Origin of the sequence: Paenibacillus sp. 7541 (assembly GCF_002276395.1) — a bacterium.
GTDB lineage: Bacteria > Bacillota > Bacilli > Paenibacillales > Paenibacillaceae > Paenibacillus_AQ > Paenibacillus_AQ campinasensis.
The window spans coordinates 130,238-151,237 of sequence record NZ_NQLZ01000022.1; the positions used below are offsets into that span (position 1 = coordinate 130,238).

The window sequence follows — 21,000 nt, forward strand, 5'->3', positions numbered from 1 at the left end:
ACGCCTCCTTTTTTGTCCGTAATTCAGGTTATTTACTGGCACCTGTCCGTTTCCCTATCACGGCTGCGTGAAGATGAGCTCTGCATTCGCAGTCTCCGTATCCTCGCCTTCCATCAGCCGCTTATCACTGCTGCTTGGACCAAGAATTTGGTCAGCCTCGGAGCTTTGGTCCTGCCGAGCCGAGCTGCTCATGATCATTTCCGGCTCCAGAACGGTGCCGCTCGTTGATACGGAGCTCGGAGCTTCAACTGTGTACGGAGCGCTTGTATAGGATTCAGACCCGCTTGCATTGCCTGAAGTACTCGCTCCGAACGCACTCGCTCCAAACGTCGGACTTGCCTGATATTCGGATACATGCACCTGACCACCAGCCCTCCGTTTCCCCAAATCCTCCTCCAGCGTGCTGCGCAGGGTAATCTCCAGGTGCTTCTCCGCCTTGTTCACGATGTTCGGGTCGCGAGCGATGAGTTTAGCCACTTCTTCATTCGGCGGATAAGTCGGAACCGCCTTGTCCTGAAGCTCGGGCTCTACGTAGGTGAGCGCATACAGCGTCGCCTCATGCAGATAAGCATCCACGATCGCGCTTGAGAGCAACAGAATCTCCTTCTCATCCAGCGTGGTCCAGAATGCCGGACTTTCCAGCCTGTCAATCTTCTTCTTGGATAAGATGATGTAGTCCTGTCCTGTCGGGAACTGCACACGAATATCCACGACATCGTCCTTGCGCAGATTGCTAGGCAGCCATACCGATTTCATCTCCCGATGCCGGAGATCGGCGGGGGTTGGTTCTTCCTCGAACAGCATCGCCTGCGTGATCAGCGTTCCTTTGCGGACCTCGATCTTGGTTCCCATACCGGCGATCTGGTCTTTCCCGGGCAGATGATCCGGCGCGGCTTCCGCCGGCAGCTTCACCTCCTTGATGTCCTGTTCCCGAATGAAACTGCCCGAAGGGATGTCCCGGATCGGAACCCAGGCCGATTTCATCGCTTTCAATTCACGAATCCGCTCCTCTTCAACTTGGGCAATCCGCTCATCATACCGCTGCTGCTGCATGCTCAGCTGCTCCTTATGCCCCAGATGAATATAGAGGATCACCCCAGAGCAGATCAGCCCAACGATGCCTGCGCCTGCAAGTCCGGCATACATCAGCTTCCGGCTGCGGCTCTTGATTATCGGCATATCAACATCATCTCCTTTCTGATCATTAAATTCATTGTCTCAAGAATCTGAATCTTCGCTTGCGCGGCTCCGGCTCGGCAATGATATGCCGGAACATGTGCCGGAACGCCTGCTCGCTTGGCGAGGTCAGCTCAAAAGGGTCAAGCTGAAGCGGCAACGTATACACCTTATCGGTATCCAGCAGCTTACGCACCCGCTCCAGCGCATCCGGCCCCGCTAGCGGGAGGGCATACAGCCGGTGCGGCTGATGATGATCAGCCAGCAGCCGGGACAAGGCCAGCAGCTCGTGCTGGCGCCATTCCGCGCCCGAACCGACGATCAGCGGCACATCCGCCCTCAGAAACTCCTCCAGCCGCTCGCTGTTGCGATATACGCCCAGATCCAGCACAACTGCATCGTAGCTTCCGCCGAGCAGCGAGATCACTTCCGCCCGCCCGGTCTGACGCCAGAAGTGAATGCCGTCGATCTCAAATTTGCGGCCGCTCCCAGCCGAAGCCCGGCCCCCTTCTGCAATTTCCTGAATCCGGCTGAACGCAGAGGACTGCGAACCCATCTCCGCAACAGCCACCCTTCGGTAATGCTTGGCCAGGAAGTAGGCCAGGGCGATGCAGCTGTGCGTGGTTCCCACACCGGCGGATGCCCCTAGGGCAGCAGCTACGAGCGTTCCAGCCATCATCGACCGACTTGCAGACGGGGCCGGAAGTGCCGGCCTGGCCGCCTTGTCAACCGCCTGTCTGGCTTCCTTCGCCGACGGGTATCGATCCTCCGGCGCATACTGGAGCAGCTTGCGGATGATCGGGACCAGCCCTCGCGGCAAATCGCCGCGAATATGACGCTCCACACCGGGAATCCATTCGGTGAAGTTCCCTCCTGTGCATAAATACAAGAGCAGCGCCCCGAGACCATACAGATCGGACCTGGCATCGCTCTGCCTGCCCCCATACTGTTCCGGCGCGGCGAAACCGACCGTGCCCAGCTTGACGGTGTCCTCGCCCGACTCCTGCTTGAAACTGCGGGCGATGCCAAAATCGATCAGCCTGACCTCCAATTGCTCGGTGAGCATAATGTTCGAAGGCTTCAAATCCCTGAAGATGACCTGCGGGTCATGCTCATGCAGATAACCGAGCACCTCCAGCAGCTGATCGGCCAGCCTGACAATAAAATCAGCGCCGATCTTGGAGCGTGATGTCCTGAAATACCTCTCAAGGGTCATCCCTTCGATGTAGTCCATCACCAGATAGGTGTATCCATCCGGATCCGGCTTGAAAAAATCAACAATGCGCGGAAGACGGGGGTGGCTCAGCTTGATCAGCAGACTCGCTTCATCCTCCACCGTCCGGTGCATGCCCAGCTCCGATACGCTTTCCTTCACCGCCCATTTCTGACCCGGCAGCTTCAGGTCGCCGGCCAGATACACACAGCTCATGCCGCCTTCGCCAATTTTCCGCTCGATCACATACCGTCCTCCGAGCACGTCCCCGTATTCCATTTTGGAAGGGTGATTCATCCTGCTTCTACGCTCCTTATGTCTTCTTGCCACGACAAAAAAAGGGAAAGCCTTCCGCCTCACTGTACGACACAGTGATTGACGGGATGCTTTCCCTTTGTTATCGTTGGTTAATTTTGGAATCATTATAGAACAAGATGTGCTCTGTTGTAAAGCATTTTTTAATACTTAATCATATATAGCGTAATCTCGTCCCGGTTGTGGAACAGTTGCTTTGCACCCTGAACCTGCATTCGGGCCTCTTCAAACTGCGCGATGATCTCCTTGATCAGCGCCATCGGCTTTTTGGTGAGCAGCTTGACGGTAATGACCGCCGTCCCCCCGATTTGCAGGCTGTAGAGCAGCCCTGTCACCAGCTTGACCATCTGCTTGGGGCTCCAGCTCATATCACACACCAGCAGATCGAACTCCGACTCGCGGAAGGACACCTCTGCCGCATTTTTGCGTATGACCCGAAGTCCGGAATGGCCCGACAGCGACGGGTGCATCTTGGCCGGATCCACCGCCGTCACCTCAACCCCCCGCTCCAGCAAAAAGGAAGTCCAGCCGCCGGGAGCCGCACCGATATCGAGCGCTCTGCGATAAGAGGCAAACGGAATAGAGAACTGCTGCTCTGCTTCCAGCAGTTTGAACTTGGCCCGGGAGATTTGCCCCTCCTCCCGCTGGAACCGAATCGCACCGCCGTTCCAGTCGGACAGATTGTCCTCCGCTTTGGACACCCCTGCATACCAGATGTCATCCGTGGCGAACAGCGATATGATCCACTCCGGCTGCTGCACGGTGAACTCCAGCTCTAACGGCGCGAGATGCTGCTGCAACTGCTCGCGAAGCTCTCCAGGGCTGTGAGCCCAGGAGCTGTTGTCTGTTTTTCGAACATGAATAGCAGCCGATCTGGCTTCTTTGACTGCCTCCTGTTGAGCGAGCCATCCGGCAGCCTCGCGGATCGCCGCTTCTGCGTCAGCCCCAGCCATTTCCATCTGTACAGGGAATAGATGACGCAGAAAAATCGGAGGCTGCAAGCGGATCGCTTCCACCGCCTCTTCAGGTCCGGTCTGCAATGTCGCCACAAACACCTCACCTGGGATGAGCATCGTGCTTTTCACACTGCCGAACAGCCGCCGCAGCTCTTCCTGAGCGTAAGGGGCAAATCCGTGATTCGCGGTGCAGACCAATTTCGTATGAAGCTCCTCCCGGAGCTCTTCTTCTTTCGCTATTATCGCAATATCCAATGGGATTATCCTCCTGCCAATACTCTGATCCAGGGACGATCGTCATCCCATTTCAGTTCAACATCAATATGATAAGTCTGCTTGATAAGTTCGGGTGTAAGCACATCTTCTTTCCGTCCGGCAGCGACCAGCCGCCCCTCCCGGACAAGCGCGACGTGGGAAAACAGCGGCACAATCTCCTCGATATGATGCGTGACATACACAACCATTACATTCCGCCGCTTCAGCCGATCAACTTCGGCCAGCATCTTCTCCCGCTCATACAGATCCAGCCCGGCACATGGCTCATCCATAATGAGCAGCTTCGGATCGCCCATCAGGGCGCGGGCAAGCAGCACCTTCTTCCGCTCCCCCTGCGACACCGTTCCGAGCGGCTGCTCAGCCAGGTAATCCAGCTTCATCTCGGCCAGCAGGCTCAGCGCCCGGTCGCGGACATCCTCCGGAATCGCCTGGTAAAAGCGCAGAAAAGCGAAAGCGCCTGTAGCTACAACCTCCCACACCGGATCAATAAGCGACAATCGTTCTACCATGGATTGGCTGATATAGCCGATGCTCTTTCGAACTTCCCGGATATCGCATTGCCCGTATCGTTGACCTAGCACTTCCACTAGGCCGGAGCTTGGAAACATGTAGCCTGTCATCATCTCCAGCAGCGTTGTCTTCCCCGACCCGTTGCGGCCGAGTATGACCCAGTTTTCACCGGCGGACATGTCAAGCGAGATATCGTCCAAAATGCGCCGCTGCTCGCGTATCAGCGAAATATGCTGCATCGAGATCATGCCATCGCCCCTTTGATAAAAGATAGAATATCCTGCACCGATCCCATCCGATACAGAAATTGCGGCTGCTCCAGCCGCCCCGATACGGCCATCAGCCCGGGGACGCTGCGGACTCTGTACTTGTCCACCACATTCGGCATAAAATTGACATCCGCCTCCAGCACCGCCGTATCCGGCAACAGCTGCTCCACCACCTCCAGCATTCGGCGGGCAGCGCTGCATGTGCCGCACAGCGGCGTATACAGGAACACGATCAACGGCGAAGCCGCCTCCGAATCCCGTCCGGCCAGCCGCTCCTGCCATTCGATCCGCTCAAGCAGCTCCCTTTCCGTGACCGCAATCATCGATTTCCTGCAGCCACCTGATGCAGCACTTCCTCCGGCATAGGCCCGTTATGGACCTTGACGCCTTCCGGCATATGCGCATACAGCATTTCGTACATTTTTCTTCTCCCTGACGGGCTGGAGGTGTGAAGATAAATTTCTTTAGCCTGCAGCCGCTCAGCAACGATGGCCGCAACAACATCCCCGCCATTCATCTGACCATAACCGAGCTCGTAATCAAGCGATAATATGTCAACCTCACATTCGCGAAGCATCATCAGACACTCTTCCCCGTTTCGGGCTAGCGCGAAACCTTTCGGGCAAGCGCGCCAATCATCCAGATATAGATGAATCATCGATTTACTCTCCCTTGCTATCGGACCAGGACAGCACTTCGGCAATATCCTCCCGGTGTGTCCCGTCCTCTCCCTTTTCACTTTCCAGCACGAACATCTTCCCCGCCAATTCGGCTGACAGAACCAGGCTTCTAAGCCCTTCCTCGCCAATCATACCTTGACCGACGCGGGCATGTCGATCTTTTCTCGAACCGGCCCCATATTTGGAATCGTTCAGATGCACCGCCACGAGATGATCCCAGTATCCCAGCTCCTGCCCTTTCGCAAGCAGCTCATCGGTGCGTGCCGGATTCCAGCCACCGGCTGCATACAGATGACAAGTGTCCAGACAGAAACCGATGTGCTCCGGGTGCTCGGCCAGCTGCCTTACCTTCACGCATTCCTCCAGCGTCATTCCCATGCTGCCATGATCCCCGGCCTGATTCTCGATCAGCAGCTTGGCACTGCCCCTCCAGCCTGCCAGAACGTCGTTCAGGCACCGTATCACATTCTGATACCCCGCCAGCACATCCTCGCTTTTCAAATGTCCAAAATGAACCACGATGCCAAGCGACCCGCAAGCTTCAGCAATAACGAGATCATTAACGAGAGACTGGACGGTCAGCCGATAATGCTCATCTCCCCGTGATTGGCCGACTGCCATATTGCTCGGATACGGCGTATGGGCAATCGACTGAAGATCATGCTCCCGGCAAAAGGCAGCACACGCCTGAGCATCACGAATGTCCGGCTGCTTGATATGCAGGCTGCGCGGATTCTTCGGGAAATATTGAAAGCAGCTTCCCCCGATGTCGGCGGCGTGACGGGCAGCGGCTAGAAAACCGCCCCGGGTGCTGACATGGCTCCCGATTCGAATGTCACGCTTCATGCTGGCACTGCGGACAATAGAACAGCTTCCGTCCGGACAGCTCTGTTTTCACAATCGGTGTGCCGCAGCGAACGCAAGGCTCCCCTTCCCGATCATACACCTTGCATTCGTCATTATAAGCGCCCGTTAAGGTATCGCCTTGCCGGAACGGCAGCTCCATATACCCGCCGCCATCGGCCGCCTCTGTCAGCACCCGGATGGCGCTGTCATACAGTTGTCCCAGCTCCTCATCGGACAAATTCTGAAGTTTGGATGCCGGATGAATGCCAGCGTCAAACGCAATTTCATCCGCATAACAGTTGCCGATGCCGGCGATGACATGCTGGTTGACCAGCGTGCTTTTCAGCGAACCCCGGCGCTTGCGAAGGATGCCCACAAACCGCTCCCTGGACATTCTTCGATCCATCAGTTCCGGGCCGAGATCCTTCAGCACTTCATCTGTTTCTCTTGCTGACAACAGGTGAAGATACCCAAGTCTCAACCCGATGAAATAGAGCACATGCTCGCCAAACGTGATTTCGACCTGTGTCGATCGTGACGGCCGCGGCTCGTCGACATGCCCATAGTACAGCAAGCCGCCCAGCATCAGGTGAAGCAGCAGTCTGCCTCCGTTATGCAGATGGAAGACAAGGAATTTGCCCCTTCTCTCCACATAAATCACCCTGGCCCCTTTTAACGCCGCAGTAAATTGCTCCACAGGCACATTCACCGATTTCTCCCGGTTGACCGTTACGCCCGTCACCGGGACATCTATAATTTCGTTAGACAGCAGTTTCCTATAGTTCTCCATTTCCGGCATTTCCGGCATGATTCATCTACCCCTTCATCGATGCGTCTTATGTAATGGACAGAAGCTTCTGCCTCATAGACCCGCTGGCTCATCATCCGATGAACCGCACAGCAGATCGGCCGCCTCCATTAAATCGCGGCATACATAGTCGGGAGACACGCCTGCAGCTTCGATATGCGTCTGCATATTGTGCTCCGTTGTCACCCCGGTTAATACAAGCACTGTCCGGCATCCGGCATGGGCGCCTGCAGCGATGTCTGTCCTTATATTATCCCCGAGCACGATCGTTTCCTCCGGCGATTGTCCCAGCCGGTCTGTCGCAAACTTCATCAGGATTGAAGATGGTTTGCCGATCACAATCGGCTGTACGCCTGATGCTGCTTCAATCGCCGCCCCGATCGAGCCTGCCCCCGGCGTAAGCCCGGTATCGGAAGGCAGCTGCAAATCCGGGTTGGTCAGGACGGACTTCGCCCCGCCCTGAATCCAGCGCATCGAACGCGTCAGCGACTCATAATCAAAGGATCGATCAATGCCCTGTACAACATATTGAGGATCGTCCTCCACCAGAATCAGCCCTGCCGATTCAAGCGCATGGCGGAGCCCCTGCTCACCGATCATGGCGACGGCGGCTCCCGGCGCCTCTCCGGCGATATAATGGGCGGCCGCCAGTGAAGAGGTGCACACCTCCTCCGGCCTGGCCGGAATGCCCATCTGTTGCAAGTGATTCGCCACTTGCTCCGGTGTGCGGGATGAGTTATTCGTGACGAACAGATACGGAATCCCCTGCTTCTTCAAGCGTCCGATCAGCCTGTCCGCTCCTTCAATCCGAATGCTGCCATGGTACAACGTTCCGTCAAGATCAATCAAGATGCCTTTGGGCTGTTCCAAGTGAACACCTTCTTTGCAGTTATGTAGTTCATGTCATGAAATATTCATTATGATAAAAAAACATCGGCTTATCGCGCCGCTTGAAGGGACTGGCTGCTGACACGCAAGAAAGCTTCGTCACCACGATATATCCAGTGCGGTTCATCTGCAATGCCAGGGATGTGATGACGAGCCAAGCGCCAAGTGCCAAGCCGTGCCGGCTCATCAACAACAAGCCCTCGGGTTCCTTGAGCAGCCCTTCTATACACTCCATTCCATTGTAAAGAACAGGTCTGACACATGCAAGGAACCCGGTCACGACAGCTGCAACTCAGATGCGCCAGCTAAGCCTTATAACGCTTCGCATGCAGGGAATATAAGCATACGCCCTTCCGCTGTCGAATCACATCGAAGACTGTCCAACACTTTCTCTTCCTGATGCCTTCTTGTCATTTCCTGCGCTTTCCCGAGAAATAATTATGGATTGCCGCCTGCAGAGCATCTTCTCGGCACCGGATACAGTCCAAAATCCTCCGCCAGCTTCGTGTTCGGAAAGATCTGCTGGGCTTCCTCCAACAGCGGCTGAAGATGCTCCATATCTTTGTATCGGGAACTGAAATGAGTCAATATCAACTCCTGCACCCCCGCTTCAGCCGCTGCCTTCGCCGCCTGCTCCGCCGTGCTGTGATAATATTCGTTAGCCAGCTCGGTCAGCTCCGCAGAGAAGGTTGCTTCGTGTACGAGCAGGTCCGCGCCCTTAGCCAGCTGATGGACGCCGGTACATGGGCGGGTATCCCCCAGGATCGTTACAACGCGGCCTTTCTTCGGTGTCAGCAGCACATCGGCCGGGTGGACCCATCCGCCCCCTTCCAGCTCCACGCTCTCCCCGCGCTTCAGCCTTCCGTAAAGCGGTCCCGGCTTCAGTCCATAGGTTTCCAGACGCTTCAGGTCCAAACTTCCCGGCAGATCCTTTTCGATCACTCGGTAGCCATAGCATTCGGCGCGATGTTCCAGTTTAGCCGCCTCCACGCGGAAGCCGTCATCCTCAAACACGACCCCGCCTGTATGCTCCACAATATTCAACTCATAAGGCACGCGCGACTGGCTCAGCTCCAGCGACGTCTGAATGAACGCCTGAATCCCTGGCGGACCGTACACGGTCAGCGGAGCTGTTATCCCCTGTGCGCCGCGGCTGGACAGCAGCCCGGGGAGTCCGAAGACGTGATCGCCATGCAGATGGGTTATGTAAATGTGTTCAAGCTTGGACAGCTTGAGCGATGATTTCAATATTTGATGCTGGGTGCCTTCGCCGCAATCGAACAGCCACAGGCTTCTGCGCTCTTCAAACAGCCGCAGCGCGACACTCGTTACGTTGCGATGCAGCGTCGGAATACCCGCATTCGTTCCTAGAAAATAGAGCTCCATACCTCTTCTCCCCTTTCGGGCGTGAAACCTGAGAAATCCTCCGAAGCATCGGAGGATTTCTGCCAGTTTGCCTACGCATGTATCATCATCAAGTTTTGTCTACATTGAAATAATGGGCTTCCGGATGACTGAACACCATCGCGGATACGGACGCCTCCGGCTCCATCATGAACCCTTCGGTCAGCTGAACGCCGATATCCTCCGGCTGCATGAGCTTGAACAGAGGTCCCTGATCTTCCAGGTCCGGACACGCCGGATAGCCGAATGACACCCGGATGCCTTGATATCGCGCACCGAGCCGCTGCTTCATCGTCATATCAGCCGGATCCGGGAAGCCCCAAATGTCCCGCATCATATGGTGAACCCGTTCAGCCAGCCCTTCGGCCGTTTCCAGCGCCACAGCCTGCAGCGCATGGGAACGCAGATAGTCCCCTTTATCCTTCCACTCACTGGCCAGCCTGCTGACCCCATGGCCCGCTGTCACGACCAGGAAGCCAACGTAATCCATCACCCCGCTGTCTACGGACTTCAGGAAGTCCGCTAGGCACAGATAAGGCTCCACCTGCTGCCTTGGGAAGGTGAAGGTGTGCAGCACCCTCGTGTGATCCTCAGGATCATAAATGATGATGTCATTCCCGCGCGATTGAGCCGGGAAGAACCGATACATCGCATGGGCCTGGATAGAACCGGTCTGGACAGCTTCCTCCAATATGCTATCCACCGTCTCCTTCAGCGATACCGCCTTGGGATCATTCGCCTTCAGCAGCTGCTCCACTGAACCTTTCAAGCCGAGATGATGCCCAAGAAGCATTTGCATATTAATATACGGTAAAATATGCGAAATCGGATAGTTGCGCAGCACGTGACGATCCAGATCCGGCGGCAAGTACACCGGCGCATCCGGCGAAATGTTGGAGCGCACCGCCCGGGTCAGCTTGGGCATCGTTTTTTCCACTTTAGGCGCGGCTGCTTCCGCTTCCTGCTCCGCCAGAATCTCCTTGACGATCAGATCCCGCTGCACCGGATCGCTGATACGATTGGCCAGATCAAGGCCATCCATCGCGTCCTTGGCATACAGCACCATGCCGTCATATTCAGGGCGAATGCGGGTTTTCGTAAACTTCCGGGTCAGTGCAGCACCGCCGACAAGGATCGGAACGCTGATGCCGGCATTTTTCAAATCCTGAGCCGTCAACACCATCTGCTGCGCCGATTTGACGAGCAGGCCTGACAGGCCGATCGCATCCGGCTTCTCCCGCCGGTATGCCTCTATAATTTGCTCTGGTGGTACTTTTATACCCAGATTCACAATCTGATAACCATTGTTGGAGAGAATGATCTCCACCAGGTTTTTGCCGATATCATGCACGTCGCCCTTGACGGTGGCAAGCATGATTTTGCCCTTGACGGATGTTTCATTTTTCTCCATAAACGGTTCCAGATAGGCAACCGAAGCTTTCATCACCTCGGCGCTCTGGAGCACCTCGGCCACAATCAGCTCATTGTTGTTGAACAGCCGGCCCACCTCGGACATGCCCTCCATGAGCGGACCATTGATAATCTCCAGCGGACTGTAGATTTTGAGCGCTTCATCCAGATCGGGAATAAGTCCTTCCTTTGAGCCCTCAACAACATAGGAAGCAAGGCGCTCCTCCAGGCTCAGGTTGGAGATTTTCTCTTTCTTCTCCACCTTTTTGTTGCGGAAAGCCGCCACGAAGGCAGCAAGCGTCTCATCATTCGTATGATAGATGAGTTCCTCAGCAAGACGCCGCTCCTCTTCCGGAATGGATGCATAACGTTCCAGCTTCTCTGTGTTGACAATCGCGTAATCAAGCCCGGCCTTGGTGCATTCATACAGATATACCGAGTTCAGCACTTCACGCCCGGCCTCCGGCAGGCCGAATGATACGTTGCTGATTCCGAGAATGGTGTGCACCTTCGGCATCGCCTCTTTAATGAGCCGGATGCCTTCAATCGTTTCCTTGGCTGATCCGATATACTGTTCGTCCCCTGTTCCGACCGGGAATACAAGCGTATCAAAAATAATATCCTCCGGCGGAATGCCGTATTTGTTCACGAGCAAGTCATAGGAGCGCTTGGCCACCTTCAGCTTGTCGTCGCGGTGAATGGCCTGTCCGCTCTCGTCGATCGTACCCACCACGACAGCCGCACCGTACTTGTGAATGAGCGGGGTTACCTTTTCAAACTTCTCTTCCCCGTCTTCAAGGTTAATGGAGTTAATGATCGCCTTGCCCTGCGAATACTGCAGCGAAAGATCGATGACATTCGGATCCGTTGTATCGATCATGAGCGGCACTTTGACCTTTTTGACCACCAGCTCCAGAAACTGTCGCATATCCTCGGCTTCTTCACGGTCTGGGTCCTGTACGCACACATCGATAATATGGGCCCCGTTTTTCACCTGGGCTCTTGCAATTTCAGAGGCTTCTTCGTATTTGCCCTCGGCGATGAGGCGCTTGAATTTGCGCGATCCAAGAACATTCGTTCTCTCGCCGACCATGTACGGACGATTGGCCTGTTCGATATAGACCGGCTCAATCCCGGACAGGGCCGGAAGATGTGTGCCGGTGAGCGGCCGGGGCGCGAATTGCTGCATCGCTTCCTTCAGCGCACGGATGTGCTCCGGCGTTGTGCCGCAGCAGCCGCCCGCGATATTCAGCCATCCCTTCTCGGCAAAAGCAGCCAGCTTCTGCGCGAGGGATTCCGGTGATTCATGATACTGCCCATTCTCATCCGGCAGTCCGGCATTCGGATAACAGCTGATTGCACAGCTGGACATTTCCGCCAGAGAGCGGATATGATCCCTCATAAATTCCGGGCCTGTCGCACAGTTCAAGCCAATCGAGATCGGATTCAAATGCTCCAATGATATATAGAAAGCCTCGATATTTTGCCCGGCCAGTGTCGTTCCCATCGGTTCAATCGTACCAGAGATCATCAGAGGCAAGGTAATGCACGTTTTGTCAAAAGCTTGACGAATCCCGATGCTCCCCGCTTTCACGTTCAACGTGTCCTGGGACGTTTCCAGAAGCAGTGCATCGACGCCGCCTTCAATCAAAGCAACCGCCTGTTCTTCATAGCTCGCTACCAGCTCCGCGAATGTCACCCCGCCCGTGACGGATAACGTCTTCGTGGTCGGGCCCATGGCGCCGACAACATATCGGGGTTGCTCCGGAGTGCTGTACTTCTGTACGGCTGCGCGAGCAAGCCGTGCCGCCTCCAGGTTAATCTCGCGCGCAAGCTCGGGTATATCATATTCGGCCAGAACAACCGACGTTGCGCCGAATGTATTCGTTTCGATAAGATCGGCACCCGCCTCCAGATATTTTTCATGAATGCTCTGGATGACATCGGGGCGATGAATGACCAATGTTTCATTACACCCTTCCAGCTCTTCCCCCCCGAAATCCTGGGGAGATAGATCCTCCTGCTGAATCATGGTGCCCATCGCACCGTCAAGGATTAATATTCGTTCTTTAAGCACATCTTGCAAGCTAGGCTTATTCAAGTTGCTGACCTCCCCGGAAAACGTTAAATCTTAGTGTAGCAGAATATTTTTCAATAGAAAAGAAGCCGGTTTCGCGTGATTAGCATCACGCAAGATTAAATTGCATTATAACAGATGACAAATCATGTGACGAGAGCTATAATACTTATTAATCCAACGGGAGAAAGAGGGATATGAACATGGCAGAGATTGTAATCCGAAATACGAACGAACGCATCACAGGTGAAGATAATGTCCGGGCATTCTTGAACAGCCAAGAGGTTGTCTACGAGCACTGGAACATGGAGAAACTCCCGGCAGATCTGCGTGAGAATTTTCAGCTGACGGATGAGGACAAGAACCGCATCTTAAGCATCTATGATGAAGAGATTAAAGATCTGGCTGCACGCCGCGGCTATAAAATTTGGGACGTTATCACATTGTCTGAATCCACACCGAACTTGGAAGAGCTGCTCAAGAAATTTGAGGAGATCCATACGCACTCCGAGGATGAAATCCGCGCGATCGTTGGTGGCAAAGGGATTTTCATCATTAAAGGCTCGGACGAGGTCGGCTACTTCAACGTCGAGCTTGAGCCTGGCGATGTCATTTCCGTTCCGGAGAACACACCGCACTTTTTCACATTGATGGACAACAAGAAGATCATTGCCGTTCGTCTCTTCATTGAAAAAGACGGCTGGGTAGCTACACCTGTAGCAGATCCACAGTTCAAATAAGTCGACATTCGGCTTCACTTCACCCTGTGTCCATGAATACGGGCATATGGAACAGAAGCGTTCGCAACGAGAAAGGCAGTGCCGCCCCACCGATTCACGAAGGGTTCAGGCACTGCCTTTTGTCTATTCATCGGATGTCAATACGGTTAGCTCCTTGAGCGGCATCGAATGCTGGCCTCTGGCTGTTACATGCGAAATCACACGGTATGTACCGGGACGATCAAATGATTTGTCCATCTGGTACACCCCGTCTCCCGCATGCTGTACAGGTACGGTGACCTGCAGGCCGCCGCCCTGCATCGCAAACTCGAACTCTACCTTGTCCGCATCTTCAACCGGAGCTCCGCCATGCGTAACCTTGGCCTGAATTGCCACTGTCTCGCCGACCTGGATTGTATCCGGACTTAGGGTAAGATCAACGAGAATCGGCTCCAGCATCATCTCGTCATCGACGCCTTTGGCATCGCCATCACTGCAAGCCGAAAGCGCGACTGCCATCAACACCATCGCAGCAAATAAAGCCATCTTCTTCCTCGACATACACGTCCACCTCGTTATATCATCCGCCAAATCGTCGCCGACACCCCATGCCGACATCTTAGCGCTAATTTTACTTCGTTCTCCTTATTATATTGTAATCTCCTTTTTTTTCTATCTCATTCCCCTTACAATTGTGTGACGAACATCACAGAGCTATATAAAAAAGCCCGTAAAGCAGCTTTACAGCCGCTCCACGAGCTTCCCTATTTCCATTTCGGTGTTTCATCATATCCCCGAGCCATCCATGCTATTCTATACTTCGGACAGAATCGCATACAGCTCGGTCAAATGTTTGATTTCATAATCAGGGGTAATCTCCGGGTCATGAGGGCGGCCGGTTCGATTGATCCAGACCGTAGTCATTCCCGCTGCGTTCCCGCCTTTAATGTCGGTAGTCAGCTTGTCCCCGACCATCACAGCATCCTGGGGCTCAATCCCGAGCAGCCCTAAAGCGTGAGTGAAGATGGAAACATCCGGCTTCCCTTTGCCGAAGCTGCCCGAAATGACAATGTGATCAAAATAAGGGGAAAGCTCCGGCACGCCATCCAGCTTCTCTTGCTGCAAGTCCGGACTGCCGTTGGTCAACAGCAGCAGCTTCACTTTGCCTTGCAAATATTTCAGCACTTCATAGGTCTCCTCATATACATAAGGGCGTGCTCTGCGCTCAGCGCCGAACTGGTCCGCCAAGGAAGCTGCCAATGTCTCGTCATCGATCCCGCAGCGCAGCAGCCCCCTGCGCCAGGACTCTTTCCGGTAGACCGGCGCCAATTGCTGAAGCTGCCGAAACTCCGGCTGTTCGCCAGCGGTGAAATTTGCCCACAGACCTTCAAACGGATTAATGCCGATCATTTTGGTAAATGCATAGGTATCGTATGACTCATATAACGCTCTGGCCTCTTCACGGACCGAAGCCAACAGTTCCGATGCATTCACACCGGTATGCTCGGCCGCTGTCCGGCAGGTCGCCTCAAACGCCTCTTCCACACTGCGCTCATCCCACAACAACGTATCGTCCAGATCAAACACTACCGCCAGTTTCCCCATTATCTCTCCCCCTCATTAACACCCTAGTAGCCTGTAACGGATATCAGCTGCGTTCAACCGGAATATGATGTACCTTGGCAAACTCCTCAAGTCTTTCGCCCATCGCCTTCGTATCATATCGGTTAATCAAGCGAGAAAACACCCAGTTGCCGCCGCGTCCCTTGCCTTGAATAACCACGGAACCGTCAGCAATCAGAATTTTCTCAATTTCCGAGACGTTTAGACGACGCTCACGGTTGAATTTAAAGGTGGAAACTGCCGCTTTCTCAACCTTGAGATACGGCTTGCGCAGAAAGATCATAACAGCAAGCAGTATATACAAGCTGACGCCAACCCAGTTGAGCACGCTGTTGCTTTGGCCCTCTTCCGTTGTAAAAGTGCCGAGCAACGCATACAATGCGGCTAATGCCAGCAAGATGATCGGAAGCACATACTTGCGTCCTCTGAAAATATCCGCTGATCCTGCCGTACCCGAGCCTTGATAACCTGACAGCCCCTGCTTTTTCCGCTGCTTGTTAAGCTGCGCCATATTTTTGTTCACTTTTCTTTCCCACGACCGTGACATACATGACCTCCCAAAAATAATGTCCAATGTTAAGCGATGATCATTCTTCAGGATTGTGACTGCCTCCTGAACAGGCATCTTCCATATAATAAAGAACCTAACCATCTCAAGACGCCACCGCTATGAATATCGGGACCGGGATGAATCAGGCTGTATATAACATTTAATGCTTCAATCTAGGGCCACCTTTTTGGTCGTTGTCATCTACCCACTCGATGGACTCCAGCTGTTGCCTGAAGTTTTTGCGAATATTGTTAAGATAAATTTCCCGAAGCTCTGCTCTTTCCTTCAGCTCTTCTTCGGTCAAGCCCTCGTTTTTTTGTTTACGGGCTAAAACATTAATGCGTTCAACCAATGTATCGATATCCATAACTTCTCCTCCATTCCCAATATCATTATAACTTAAACATGACGAATAGAGCTTGTCAAGGCGCGCAGCCCGAACAAGCTCTGGAACAACATCATGGAGGAAAAGACGTGATGTCCGGTACAATATAGAAACCGCTCTGTATCAGCATATAATCATAAATTAAAGCATCATAAAAGGAATGACGCTTTAATTGAGCGATCAGCGTGTACTGATGAATCGCCCCGTCTCGATCACAACAAGGATATCATCTCTCTAATCGACAAGGAGCAACCAAATAAAACAGGTCACGAGCCTTACCATACAGGCAGCTTCAACACTTCCCCTGCTTGAATCTCCGTTCCCTTCAGCCCATTGTAACGCCGTATATGTTCAAGATACACTCGTGTATCTGTATTCTTCGGTTTCTGACTAGAAGCGATGCTCCACAGTGAGTCTCCAGGTTGGACAATAAACTCGACCGCTTGAACCGGCTTGTCCGCGCCGCCCGCAAACACCGTATAAGCGCCTGTCCATCCCGATACAATAATAAGAAGAAGCAAAACGATCTTGATCGCCGGAATCGTCGACATATGCTGTCTTGCGCGCTTCATCCATCTCTCTGCTACGCTCTCCTGCTGTGCAGGAACCGTATCATAAATGCTCCGGTATGTACTGTATCTCAACATGAAAACATCATCTCCCCAAACAGGTGTTCTCTTATGCTCTTAATATAACACGAACACCTGTTTGATTCAATAGGTTCAAGGAACATTTGTTCTATTATTTTTTTAGAACTTATGTTTGTACGAACGGAGGTTCTATGTTATAATTTTACCAAACGTTACTAAGTGGGGTTGATACGGCATGTCGAAAATATCCAGCCGCCAACTGGCGATACTAGAGTTTATCCGCAATGAGGTTCGCAGCAAAGGTTACCCTCCATCCGTCCGGGAAATCGGGGAAGCTGTCGGACTGGCTTCCAGTTCTACCGTTCACGGGCATCTGGACCGCCTGGAGAAGAAGGGCTTAATCCGCCGTGACCCGACGAAACCAAGAGCAATCGAGCTGCTGGGGCAAGAGGAATCCGAGACCAGCCATATGTTCACCCATACGATCGCCAGAGTTCCTGTTGTCGGGAAAGTAACCGCAGGTGTGCCGATCACGGCTACCGAGAACATTGAAGACTACTTCCCTCTCCCTCAGCATTATGTAGGTGATGATAAAGTGTTCATGCTGTCGGTTGTCGGGGACAGTATGATTGATGCAGGTATCTATAATGGTGACTATGTCATCGTCCGGCAGCAACAGACCGCTGATAACGGAGACATCGTCGTAGCGATGACCGAGGACGATGAAGCGACTGTTAAGACCTTCTACAAAGAAAAGGATCACATTCGCCTCCAACCGGAGAATCCAACCTATGAGCCGCTGCGCTTGAATCATGTTACCATTCTTGGCAAGGTCATTGGACTGTTCAGAGACGTACACTAATTTAATCGAAAGCCACTGAACATGAAATCGAGGCTGCTTCCCGCTAACCTGCGGGGAACAGCCTCGTTTTTTTGTACTGCTAAATAAAATTGTCCATAGTCAAGCCCCGGCGTCCATTTCCCACGTTTCTTCCTTCATAACTTATCGTCCCTTCCTCTAGCATGCTTGTTTGGTTAGGAATTGGCCGGCCCTTGCCCCGTTTCAGCGACGACCCATCGGGTACTGTCCGGCTCGCCAACCATTTGCTAATCCGTGTAGCCATACAAAAACCCCTTGCACCACCGGCGCAAGGGGTTTGGGCACATGTTGAAATTAATACATCGTAATGTACTGATCGCGTTCCCATTGATGTACTTGGGTACGGTACATATCCCATTCAATCTCTTTCAGCTCATAGAAGTAAGCCAGTGCGTGATCGCCCAGCGCTTCAGAAATCACTTCGCTGCGGATCAGCTCGCTCAGCGCTTCCTTCAGGCTTGCAGGCAAGCTAGGGATGCCTTCTTCAATGCGCTCTTCTTCGGTCATCACATAGATGTTCCGGTCGATCGGAGCCGGAAGCGACAGCTCGCGCTTAATGCCGTCCAGTCCAGCTCTCAGCATAACAGCCAAAGCCAGGTAAGGGTTCGCAGCCGGATCTGGGTTGCGCACCTCAATCCGAGTGCTCAGGCCACGGGATGCCGGAATCCGGATCATCGGACTGCGGTTACTCGCGGACCAGGCAACGTAGCAAGGCGCTTCATATCCAGGAACCAGACGCTTGTAAGAGTTGACCGTCGGGTTCGTGATCGCTGCAAAAGCACGCGCATGCTTCAGAATTCCCGCCATGTAATAACGCGCTGTTGCACTCAGGCCGAGCGGATCATTCTCATCGACAAAGGCGTTCTGGTCGCCTTTAAATAGAGACAAGTTGCAGTGCATGCCCGATCCGTTCATTCCGAACAGCGGTTTAGGCATGAACGTTGCAATCAGACCATGCTTGCGAGCAATCGTCTTAACAACGAGTTTGAATGTTTGAATCTGGTCTGCCGCTTTGATGGCATCCGCATATTTAAAGTCAATTTCGTGTTGGCCAGGAGCTACCTCATGGTGGGACGCCTCGATCTCAAAGCCCATCTCTTCCAGTGTCAGCACGATATCGCGACGGCAGTTCTCGCCAAGGTCCGTAGGAGCCAGGTCGAAGTATCCGCCTTGGTCATTCAACTCGGTGGTCGGATTACCCTTCTCGTCGGTCTTGAACAGGAAGAATTCCGGTTCCGGTCCCACGTTCATCGAAGTGAAACCCATCTCCTCCGCTTCCTTCAGGCATCTCTTCAGAATTCCGCGAGGATCGCCTGCAAACGGCGTTCCGTCCGGCATGTACACGTCACAGATCAGACGCGCTACACGAACTTCCGACACCCAAGGGAAGATCATCCATGTATCCAGGTCCGGATACAGGTACATATCCGATTCCTCGATCCGCACGTAGCCTTCGATGGACGAACCGTCAAACATCATTTTATTGTCAAGCGCTTTAGGCAGCTGGCTAATCGGAATCTCAACGTTCTTGATCGTTCCCAGCAAATCGGTAAATTGCAAACGGATAAACCGAACATTTTCCTCTTTGGCAATGCGCAAAATGTCCTCTTTAGTGTAGCTCACTGTATCCTCTCCCTTATAAAAATGACAATTTTACTACCCATAAGCATCGAATCCTTATTTATTAAAGAACCGGGATAGCTCACCTTGAATCAACGAAACCTGACCCGGCCGCTTGCCTGTAACCAATTCCTGCTTGAGCAAACGGCGTAGCTGGGACTCCGACATCTCACGGCGTTTATTCTCAGTATCTGCCGTAATGACCGTAGCCTCCTCCGACTCTTTCGTTACAGGATTCATCACCTGCTTGATCCCGGCGATATTGACACCCTTCTCGATTAAAGCCTTAATCTCCAGCAGGCGCTCAACATCATTAAAGGAAAACAGGCGTTGGTTGCCCGAAGTACGGGCAGGGACAATCAAGTTGTGCTGTTCATAATAACGAATTTGTCTGGCGGATAGATCCGTTAGCTTCATTACGATGCCGATTGGAAATAGCGCCATATTCCTGCGAATCTCATCACCCATATCTCATCAACCTTCCAAGTGGTCTATTCTGATCTTATTGTACATTTCCTAATCAGACACGTCAACCACATGTAAGCTTAACTCACAGAAGTTTATAATCTTTCATACTCTGAAGTGCCATAAGTACCCCATATTTAACATGGGAATACGTTAAACCTCCCTGCATATAGCCGATATACGGAGCTCTGATCGGGGCATCGGCAGACAGCTCGAGGCTTCCGCCCTGAATGAATGTTCCAGCTGCCATAATAACCGGATGCTCGTAACCCGGCATATCCCATGGTTCCGGAACGACATGACTGTCGACCGCAGCCGCCTTCTGAATGCCCTGGACAAATGAGATCAGCTGATCTGCACTGGCAAATGAGACAGCTTGAATCAGATCCGTCCGCGATTCCTGCCAGCTTGGCTTCGTCTGAAATCCCACCTCCTCAAACATCGCCGCAGCAAAAATACTTCCTTTAATAGCTTGTCCAACCGTGGACGGTGCCATAAACAACCCCTGATAGATGCCTCGGGTCGTCCCGAGCATCGCTCCAACCTCGCGCCCGATACCCGGCGCTGTCAGACGATAGGCCGCCTGATCCACATAACGCGCCTTGCCGCAAATATAACCGCCGGTCTCGGCCAGCCCGCCCCCCGGATTTTTAATAAGCGAGCCCGCCATCAGGTCAACACCGACTTGGGTAGGCTCCAATTCCTCGGTAAACTCCCCATAGCAATTGTCCACAAACACGATCAGATCGGAACGGATCGCCCGAATACGCTCTACCATTTCGCCGATCTGTTGAACGGTAAAGGAAGCCCGCCAGTCATATCCGCGAGAACGCTGAATCCCGATCACCTTCGTAGCCGGGCTGACCGCTGCCTCAACAGCCTCCCAATCCACTTCTCCATCCGCTGTTAGCGCAACTTCGCCATAACCGATGCCAAAGTCACGCAGCGATCCCGTTCCATCTCCAGGTTGTCCGATCACCTTGTGCAGGGTGTCGTAAGGACGCCCCGTAATGTAGATCAGCTCATCGCCGGGCCTTAGCACCCCGAACAGCGCGGTGGATATCGTATGCGTTCCCGACGCAAAATGAGGACGCACCAGAGCCGATTCGGCCCCGAATACGTCCGCGTATACTTCATCCAGCACTTCGCGGCCACGGTCATTATAAGCATAACCCGTGGAACCGGAAAAATGAAAATCGCTGACCTGACGGCGCTGAAACGCCTCGATCACCTTCCATTGATTCGTATCTACGATGTGATCGATCTCCCGCACTTTCCCGGCGATCTTCTCTTCTACAGTGCGGCCCAGTTGCAATAATTCCTCCGAAAATGTTGCCATA

Annotated in this window: 22 protein-coding genes; 2 read left to right on the forward strand and 20 right to left on the reverse strand. The window is 53.3% G+C overall.

All coding sequences use genetic code 11. The features are described 5' to 3' along the window. Positions 1–57 precede the first annotated feature (57 nt). From CHH75_RS14170 to metH, 12 genes are all read right to left on the reverse strand, one after another. Complete coding sequence (locus CHH75_RS14170; protein WP_095263671.1) at positions 58–1,179, reverse strand: SAF domain-containing protein; 1,122 nt, start codon at positions 1,177–1,179, stop codon at positions 58–60. 31 nt (positions 1,180–1,210) lie between these two features. Beyond that, complete coding sequence (locus CHH75_RS14175) at positions 1,211–2,686, reverse strand: serine/threonine protein kinase (RefSeq protein ID WP_095263670.1); 1,476 nt, start codon at positions 2,684–2,686, stop codon at positions 1,211–1,213. Between the two features lie 161 nt (positions 2,687–2,847). Then, positions 2,848–3,915, reverse strand: a complete 1,068-nt coding sequence (locus CHH75_RS14180; protein WP_155617818.1) for an SAM-dependent methyltransferase — start codon at positions 3,913–3,915, stop codon at positions 2,848–2,850. Between the two features lie 5 nt (positions 3,916–3,920). Continuing rightward, positions 3,921–4,694 carry an ABC transporter ATP-binding protein gene (locus tag CHH75_RS14185; RefSeq protein WP_095263668.1) on the reverse strand — a complete coding sequence of 258 codons (774 nt, stop codon included), beginning with the start codon at positions 4,692–4,694 and terminating at the stop codon, positions 3,921–3,923. Then, on the reverse strand, positions 4,691–5,038 hold the full coding sequence (locus tag CHH75_RS14190) for a thioredoxin family protein (protein ID WP_095263667.1): 348 nt from the start codon (positions 5,036–5,038) through the stop codon (positions 4,691–4,693). Before CHH75_RS14190 ends, CHH75_RS14185 begins: the two co-directional genes overlap by 4 nt. Next, positions 5,035–5,373 (reverse strand): cyclic-phosphate processing receiver domain-containing protein, encoded by a 339-nt coding sequence (locus CHH75_RS14195; RefSeq protein WP_095263666.1) that lies wholly within the window; start codon positions 5,371–5,373, stop codon positions 5,035–5,037. The genes CHH75_RS14190 and CHH75_RS14195 overlap by 4 nt, the downstream gene beginning before the upstream one ends. Before the next feature lie 4 nt (positions 5,374–5,377). Further along, a complete protein-coding gene (locus CHH75_RS14200) occupies positions 5,378–6,241 on the reverse strand; it encodes a deoxyribonuclease IV (protein WP_095263665.1) in 864 nt (287 codons plus the stop codon). After that, positions 6,231–7,049 carry an Fpg/Nei family DNA glycosylase gene (locus tag CHH75_RS14205; RefSeq protein WP_095263664.1) on the reverse strand — a complete coding sequence of 273 codons (819 nt, stop codon included), beginning with the start codon at positions 7,047–7,049 and terminating at the stop codon, positions 6,231–6,233. Before CHH75_RS14205 ends, CHH75_RS14200 begins: the two co-directional genes overlap by 11 nt. A 54-nt stretch (positions 7,050–7,103) precedes the next feature. Further along, positions 7,104–7,919, reverse strand: a complete 816-nt coding sequence (locus tag CHH75_RS14210; protein ID WP_095263663.1) for a TIGR01457 family HAD-type hydrolase — start codon at positions 7,917–7,919, stop codon at positions 7,104–7,106. 28 nt (positions 7,920–7,947) lie between these two features. Continuing rightward, positions 7,948–8,172: a hypothetical protein gene (locus tag CHH75_RS24655; RefSeq protein ID WP_141235846.1), complete on the reverse strand. Its 225-nt coding sequence runs from the start codon at positions 8,170–8,172 to the stop codon at positions 7,948–7,950. Positions 8,173–8,375: 203 nt separating this feature from the next. Then, the gene (gene rnz, locus CHH75_RS14215; protein ID WP_095398500.1) at positions 8,376–9,323 is read right to left on the reverse strand and encodes a ribonuclease Z; all 948 of its coding nucleotides are present in this window, start codon (positions 9,321–9,323) and stop codon (positions 8,376–8,378) included. An 88-nt stretch (positions 9,324–9,411) separates the two neighbouring features. Continuing rightward, on the reverse strand, positions 9,412–12,852 hold the full coding sequence (gene metH, locus CHH75_RS14220) for a methionine synthase (protein ID WP_095398501.1): 3,441 nt from the start codon (positions 12,850–12,852) through the stop codon (positions 9,412–9,414). Positions 12,853–13,031: 179 nt separating this feature from the next. Here metH and CHH75_RS14225 point away from each other — a divergent pair, with 179 nt between their 5' ends. Further along, positions 13,032–13,568, forward strand: a complete 537-nt coding sequence (locus tag CHH75_RS14225) for a 1,2-dihydroxy-3-keto-5-methylthiopentene dioxygenase (protein ID WP_095263662.1) — start codon at positions 13,032–13,034, stop codon at positions 13,566–13,568. A gap of 123 nt (positions 13,569–13,691) precedes the next feature. Here CHH75_RS14225 and CHH75_RS14230 read toward each other — a convergent pair whose 3' ends face one another. From CHH75_RS14230 to CHH75_RS14250, 5 genes are all read right to left on the reverse strand, one after another. After that, complete coding sequence (locus CHH75_RS14230; protein WP_095263656.1) at positions 13,692–14,108, reverse strand: FixH family protein; 417 nt, start codon at positions 14,106–14,108, stop codon at positions 13,692–13,694. 252 nt (positions 14,109–14,360) lie between these two features. Then, entirely contained in the window at positions 14,361–15,152 is a 792-nt protein-coding gene (locus CHH75_RS14235; RefSeq protein WP_095263655.1) for an HAD family hydrolase, read from the reverse strand. A gap of 43 nt (positions 15,153–15,195) precedes the next feature. Next, on the reverse strand, positions 15,196–15,717 hold the full coding sequence (locus tag CHH75_RS14240; protein WP_095398502.1) for a hypothetical protein: 522 nt from the start codon (positions 15,715–15,717) through the stop codon (positions 15,196–15,198). A gap of 163 nt (positions 15,718–15,880) precedes the next feature. Next, positions 15,881–16,087: a DUF896 domain-containing protein gene (locus CHH75_RS14245; protein ID WP_095263653.1), complete on the reverse strand. Its 207-nt coding sequence runs from the start codon at positions 16,085–16,087 to the stop codon at positions 15,881–15,883. 293 nt (positions 16,088–16,380) lie between these two features. Further along, the gene (locus CHH75_RS14250; RefSeq protein ID WP_095263652.1) at positions 16,381–16,752 is read right to left on the reverse strand and encodes a LysM peptidoglycan-binding domain-containing protein; all 372 of its coding nucleotides are present in this window, start codon (positions 16,750–16,752) and stop codon (positions 16,381–16,383) included. Positions 16,753–16,930: 178 nt separating this feature from the next. Between CHH75_RS14250 and lexA the strand changes: the two genes are divergently transcribed. Then, positions 16,931–17,557, forward strand: a complete 627-nt coding sequence (lexA, locus tag CHH75_RS14255; RefSeq protein WP_095263651.1) for a transcriptional repressor LexA — start codon at positions 16,931–16,933, stop codon at positions 17,555–17,557. 312 nt (positions 17,558–17,869) lie between these two features. On the opposite strand, the gene glnA is transcribed toward lexA, so the two are convergent. The 3 genes from glnA to CHH75_RS14270 all read right to left on the reverse strand — a co-directional run bounded on the left by glnA (position 17,870) and on the right by CHH75_RS14270 (position 20,999). Beyond that, a complete protein-coding gene (gene glnA, locus CHH75_RS14260) occupies positions 17,870–19,198 on the reverse strand; it encodes a type I glutamate--ammonia ligase (protein ID WP_095263650.1) in 1,329 nt (442 codons plus the stop codon). A gap of 54 nt (positions 19,199–19,252) precedes the next feature. Continuing rightward, positions 19,253–19,663: a MerR family transcriptional regulator gene (locus CHH75_RS14265; RefSeq protein ID WP_095263649.1), complete on the reverse strand. Its 411-nt coding sequence runs from the start codon at positions 19,661–19,663 to the stop codon at positions 19,253–19,255. Positions 19,664–19,745: 82 nt separating this feature from the next. Next, positions 19,746–20,999 (reverse strand): methionine gamma-lyase family protein, encoded by a 1,254-nt coding sequence (locus CHH75_RS14270; protein ID WP_095263648.1) that lies wholly within the window; start codon positions 20,997–20,999, stop codon positions 19,746–19,748. Position 21,000 lies beyond the last annotated feature (1 nt).

Coding starts and splice junctions, on each gene's coding strand:
- CHH75_RS14170 (WP_095263671.1), bottom strand. CDS start 1,179: ATGCCGATAATCAAGAGCCGCAGCCGGAAGCTGATGTATGCCGGACTT.
- CHH75_RS14175 (WP_095263670.1), bottom strand. CDS start 2,686: ATGAATCACCCTTCCAAAATGGAATACGGGGACGTGCTCGGAGGACGG.
- CHH75_RS14185 (WP_095263668.1), bottom strand. CDS start 4,694: ATGATCTCGATGCAGCATATTTCGCTGATACGCGAGCAGCGGCGCATT.
- CHH75_RS14190 (WP_095263667.1), bottom strand. CDS start 5,038: ATGATTGCGGTCACGGAAAGGGAGCTGCTTGAGCGGATCGAATGGCAG.
- CHH75_RS14195 (WP_095263666.1), bottom strand. CDS start 5,373: ATGATTCATCTATATCTGGATGATTGGCGCGCTTGCCCGAAAGGTTTC.
- CHH75_RS14200 (WP_095263665.1), bottom strand. CDS start 6,241: ATGAAGCGTGACATTCGAATCGGGAGCCATGTCAGCACCCGGGGCGGT.
- CHH75_RS14205 (WP_095263664.1), bottom strand. CDS start 7,049: ATGCCGGAAATGCCGGAAATGGAGAACTATAGGAAACTGCTGTCTAAC.
- CHH75_RS24655 (WP_141235846.1), bottom strand. CDS start 8,172: ATGGAGTGTATAGAAGGGCTGCTCAAGGAACCCGAGGGCTTGTTGTTG.
- rnz (WP_095398500.1), bottom strand. CDS start 9,323: ATGGAGCTCTATTTTCTAGGAACGAATGCGGGTATTCCGACGCTGCAT.
- CHH75_RS14225 (WP_095263662.1), top strand. CDS start 13,032: ATGGCAGAGATTGTAATCCGAAATACGAACGAACGCATCACAGGTGAA.
- CHH75_RS14230 (WP_095263656.1), bottom strand. CDS start 14,108: ATGTCGAGGAAGAAGATGGCTTTATTTGCTGCGATGGTGTTGATGGCA.
- CHH75_RS14235 (WP_095263655.1), bottom strand. CDS start 15,152: ATGGGGAAACTGGCGGTAGTGTTTGATCTGGACGATACGTTGTTGTGG.
- CHH75_RS14240 (WP_095398502.1), bottom strand. CDS start 15,717: ATGTCACGGTCGTGGGAAAGAAAAGTGAACAAAAATATGGCGCAGCTT.
- CHH75_RS14245 (WP_095263653.1), bottom strand. CDS start 16,087: ATGGATATCGATACATTGGTTGAACGCATTAATGTTTTAGCCCGTAAA.
- CHH75_RS14250 (WP_095263652.1), bottom strand. CDS start 16,752: ATGTTGAGATACAGTACATACCGGAGCATTTATGATACGGTTCCTGCA.
- lexA (WP_095263651.1), top strand. CDS start 16,931: ATGTCGAAAATATCCAGCCGCCAACTGGCGATACTAGAGTTTATCCGC.
- CHH75_RS14265 (WP_095263649.1), bottom strand. CDS start 19,663: ATGGGTGATGAGATTCGCAGGAATATGGCGCTATTTCCAATCGGCATC.
- CHH75_RS14270 (WP_095263648.1), bottom strand. CDS start 20,999: ATGGCAACATTTTCGGAGGAATTATTGCAACTGGGCCGCACTGTAGAA.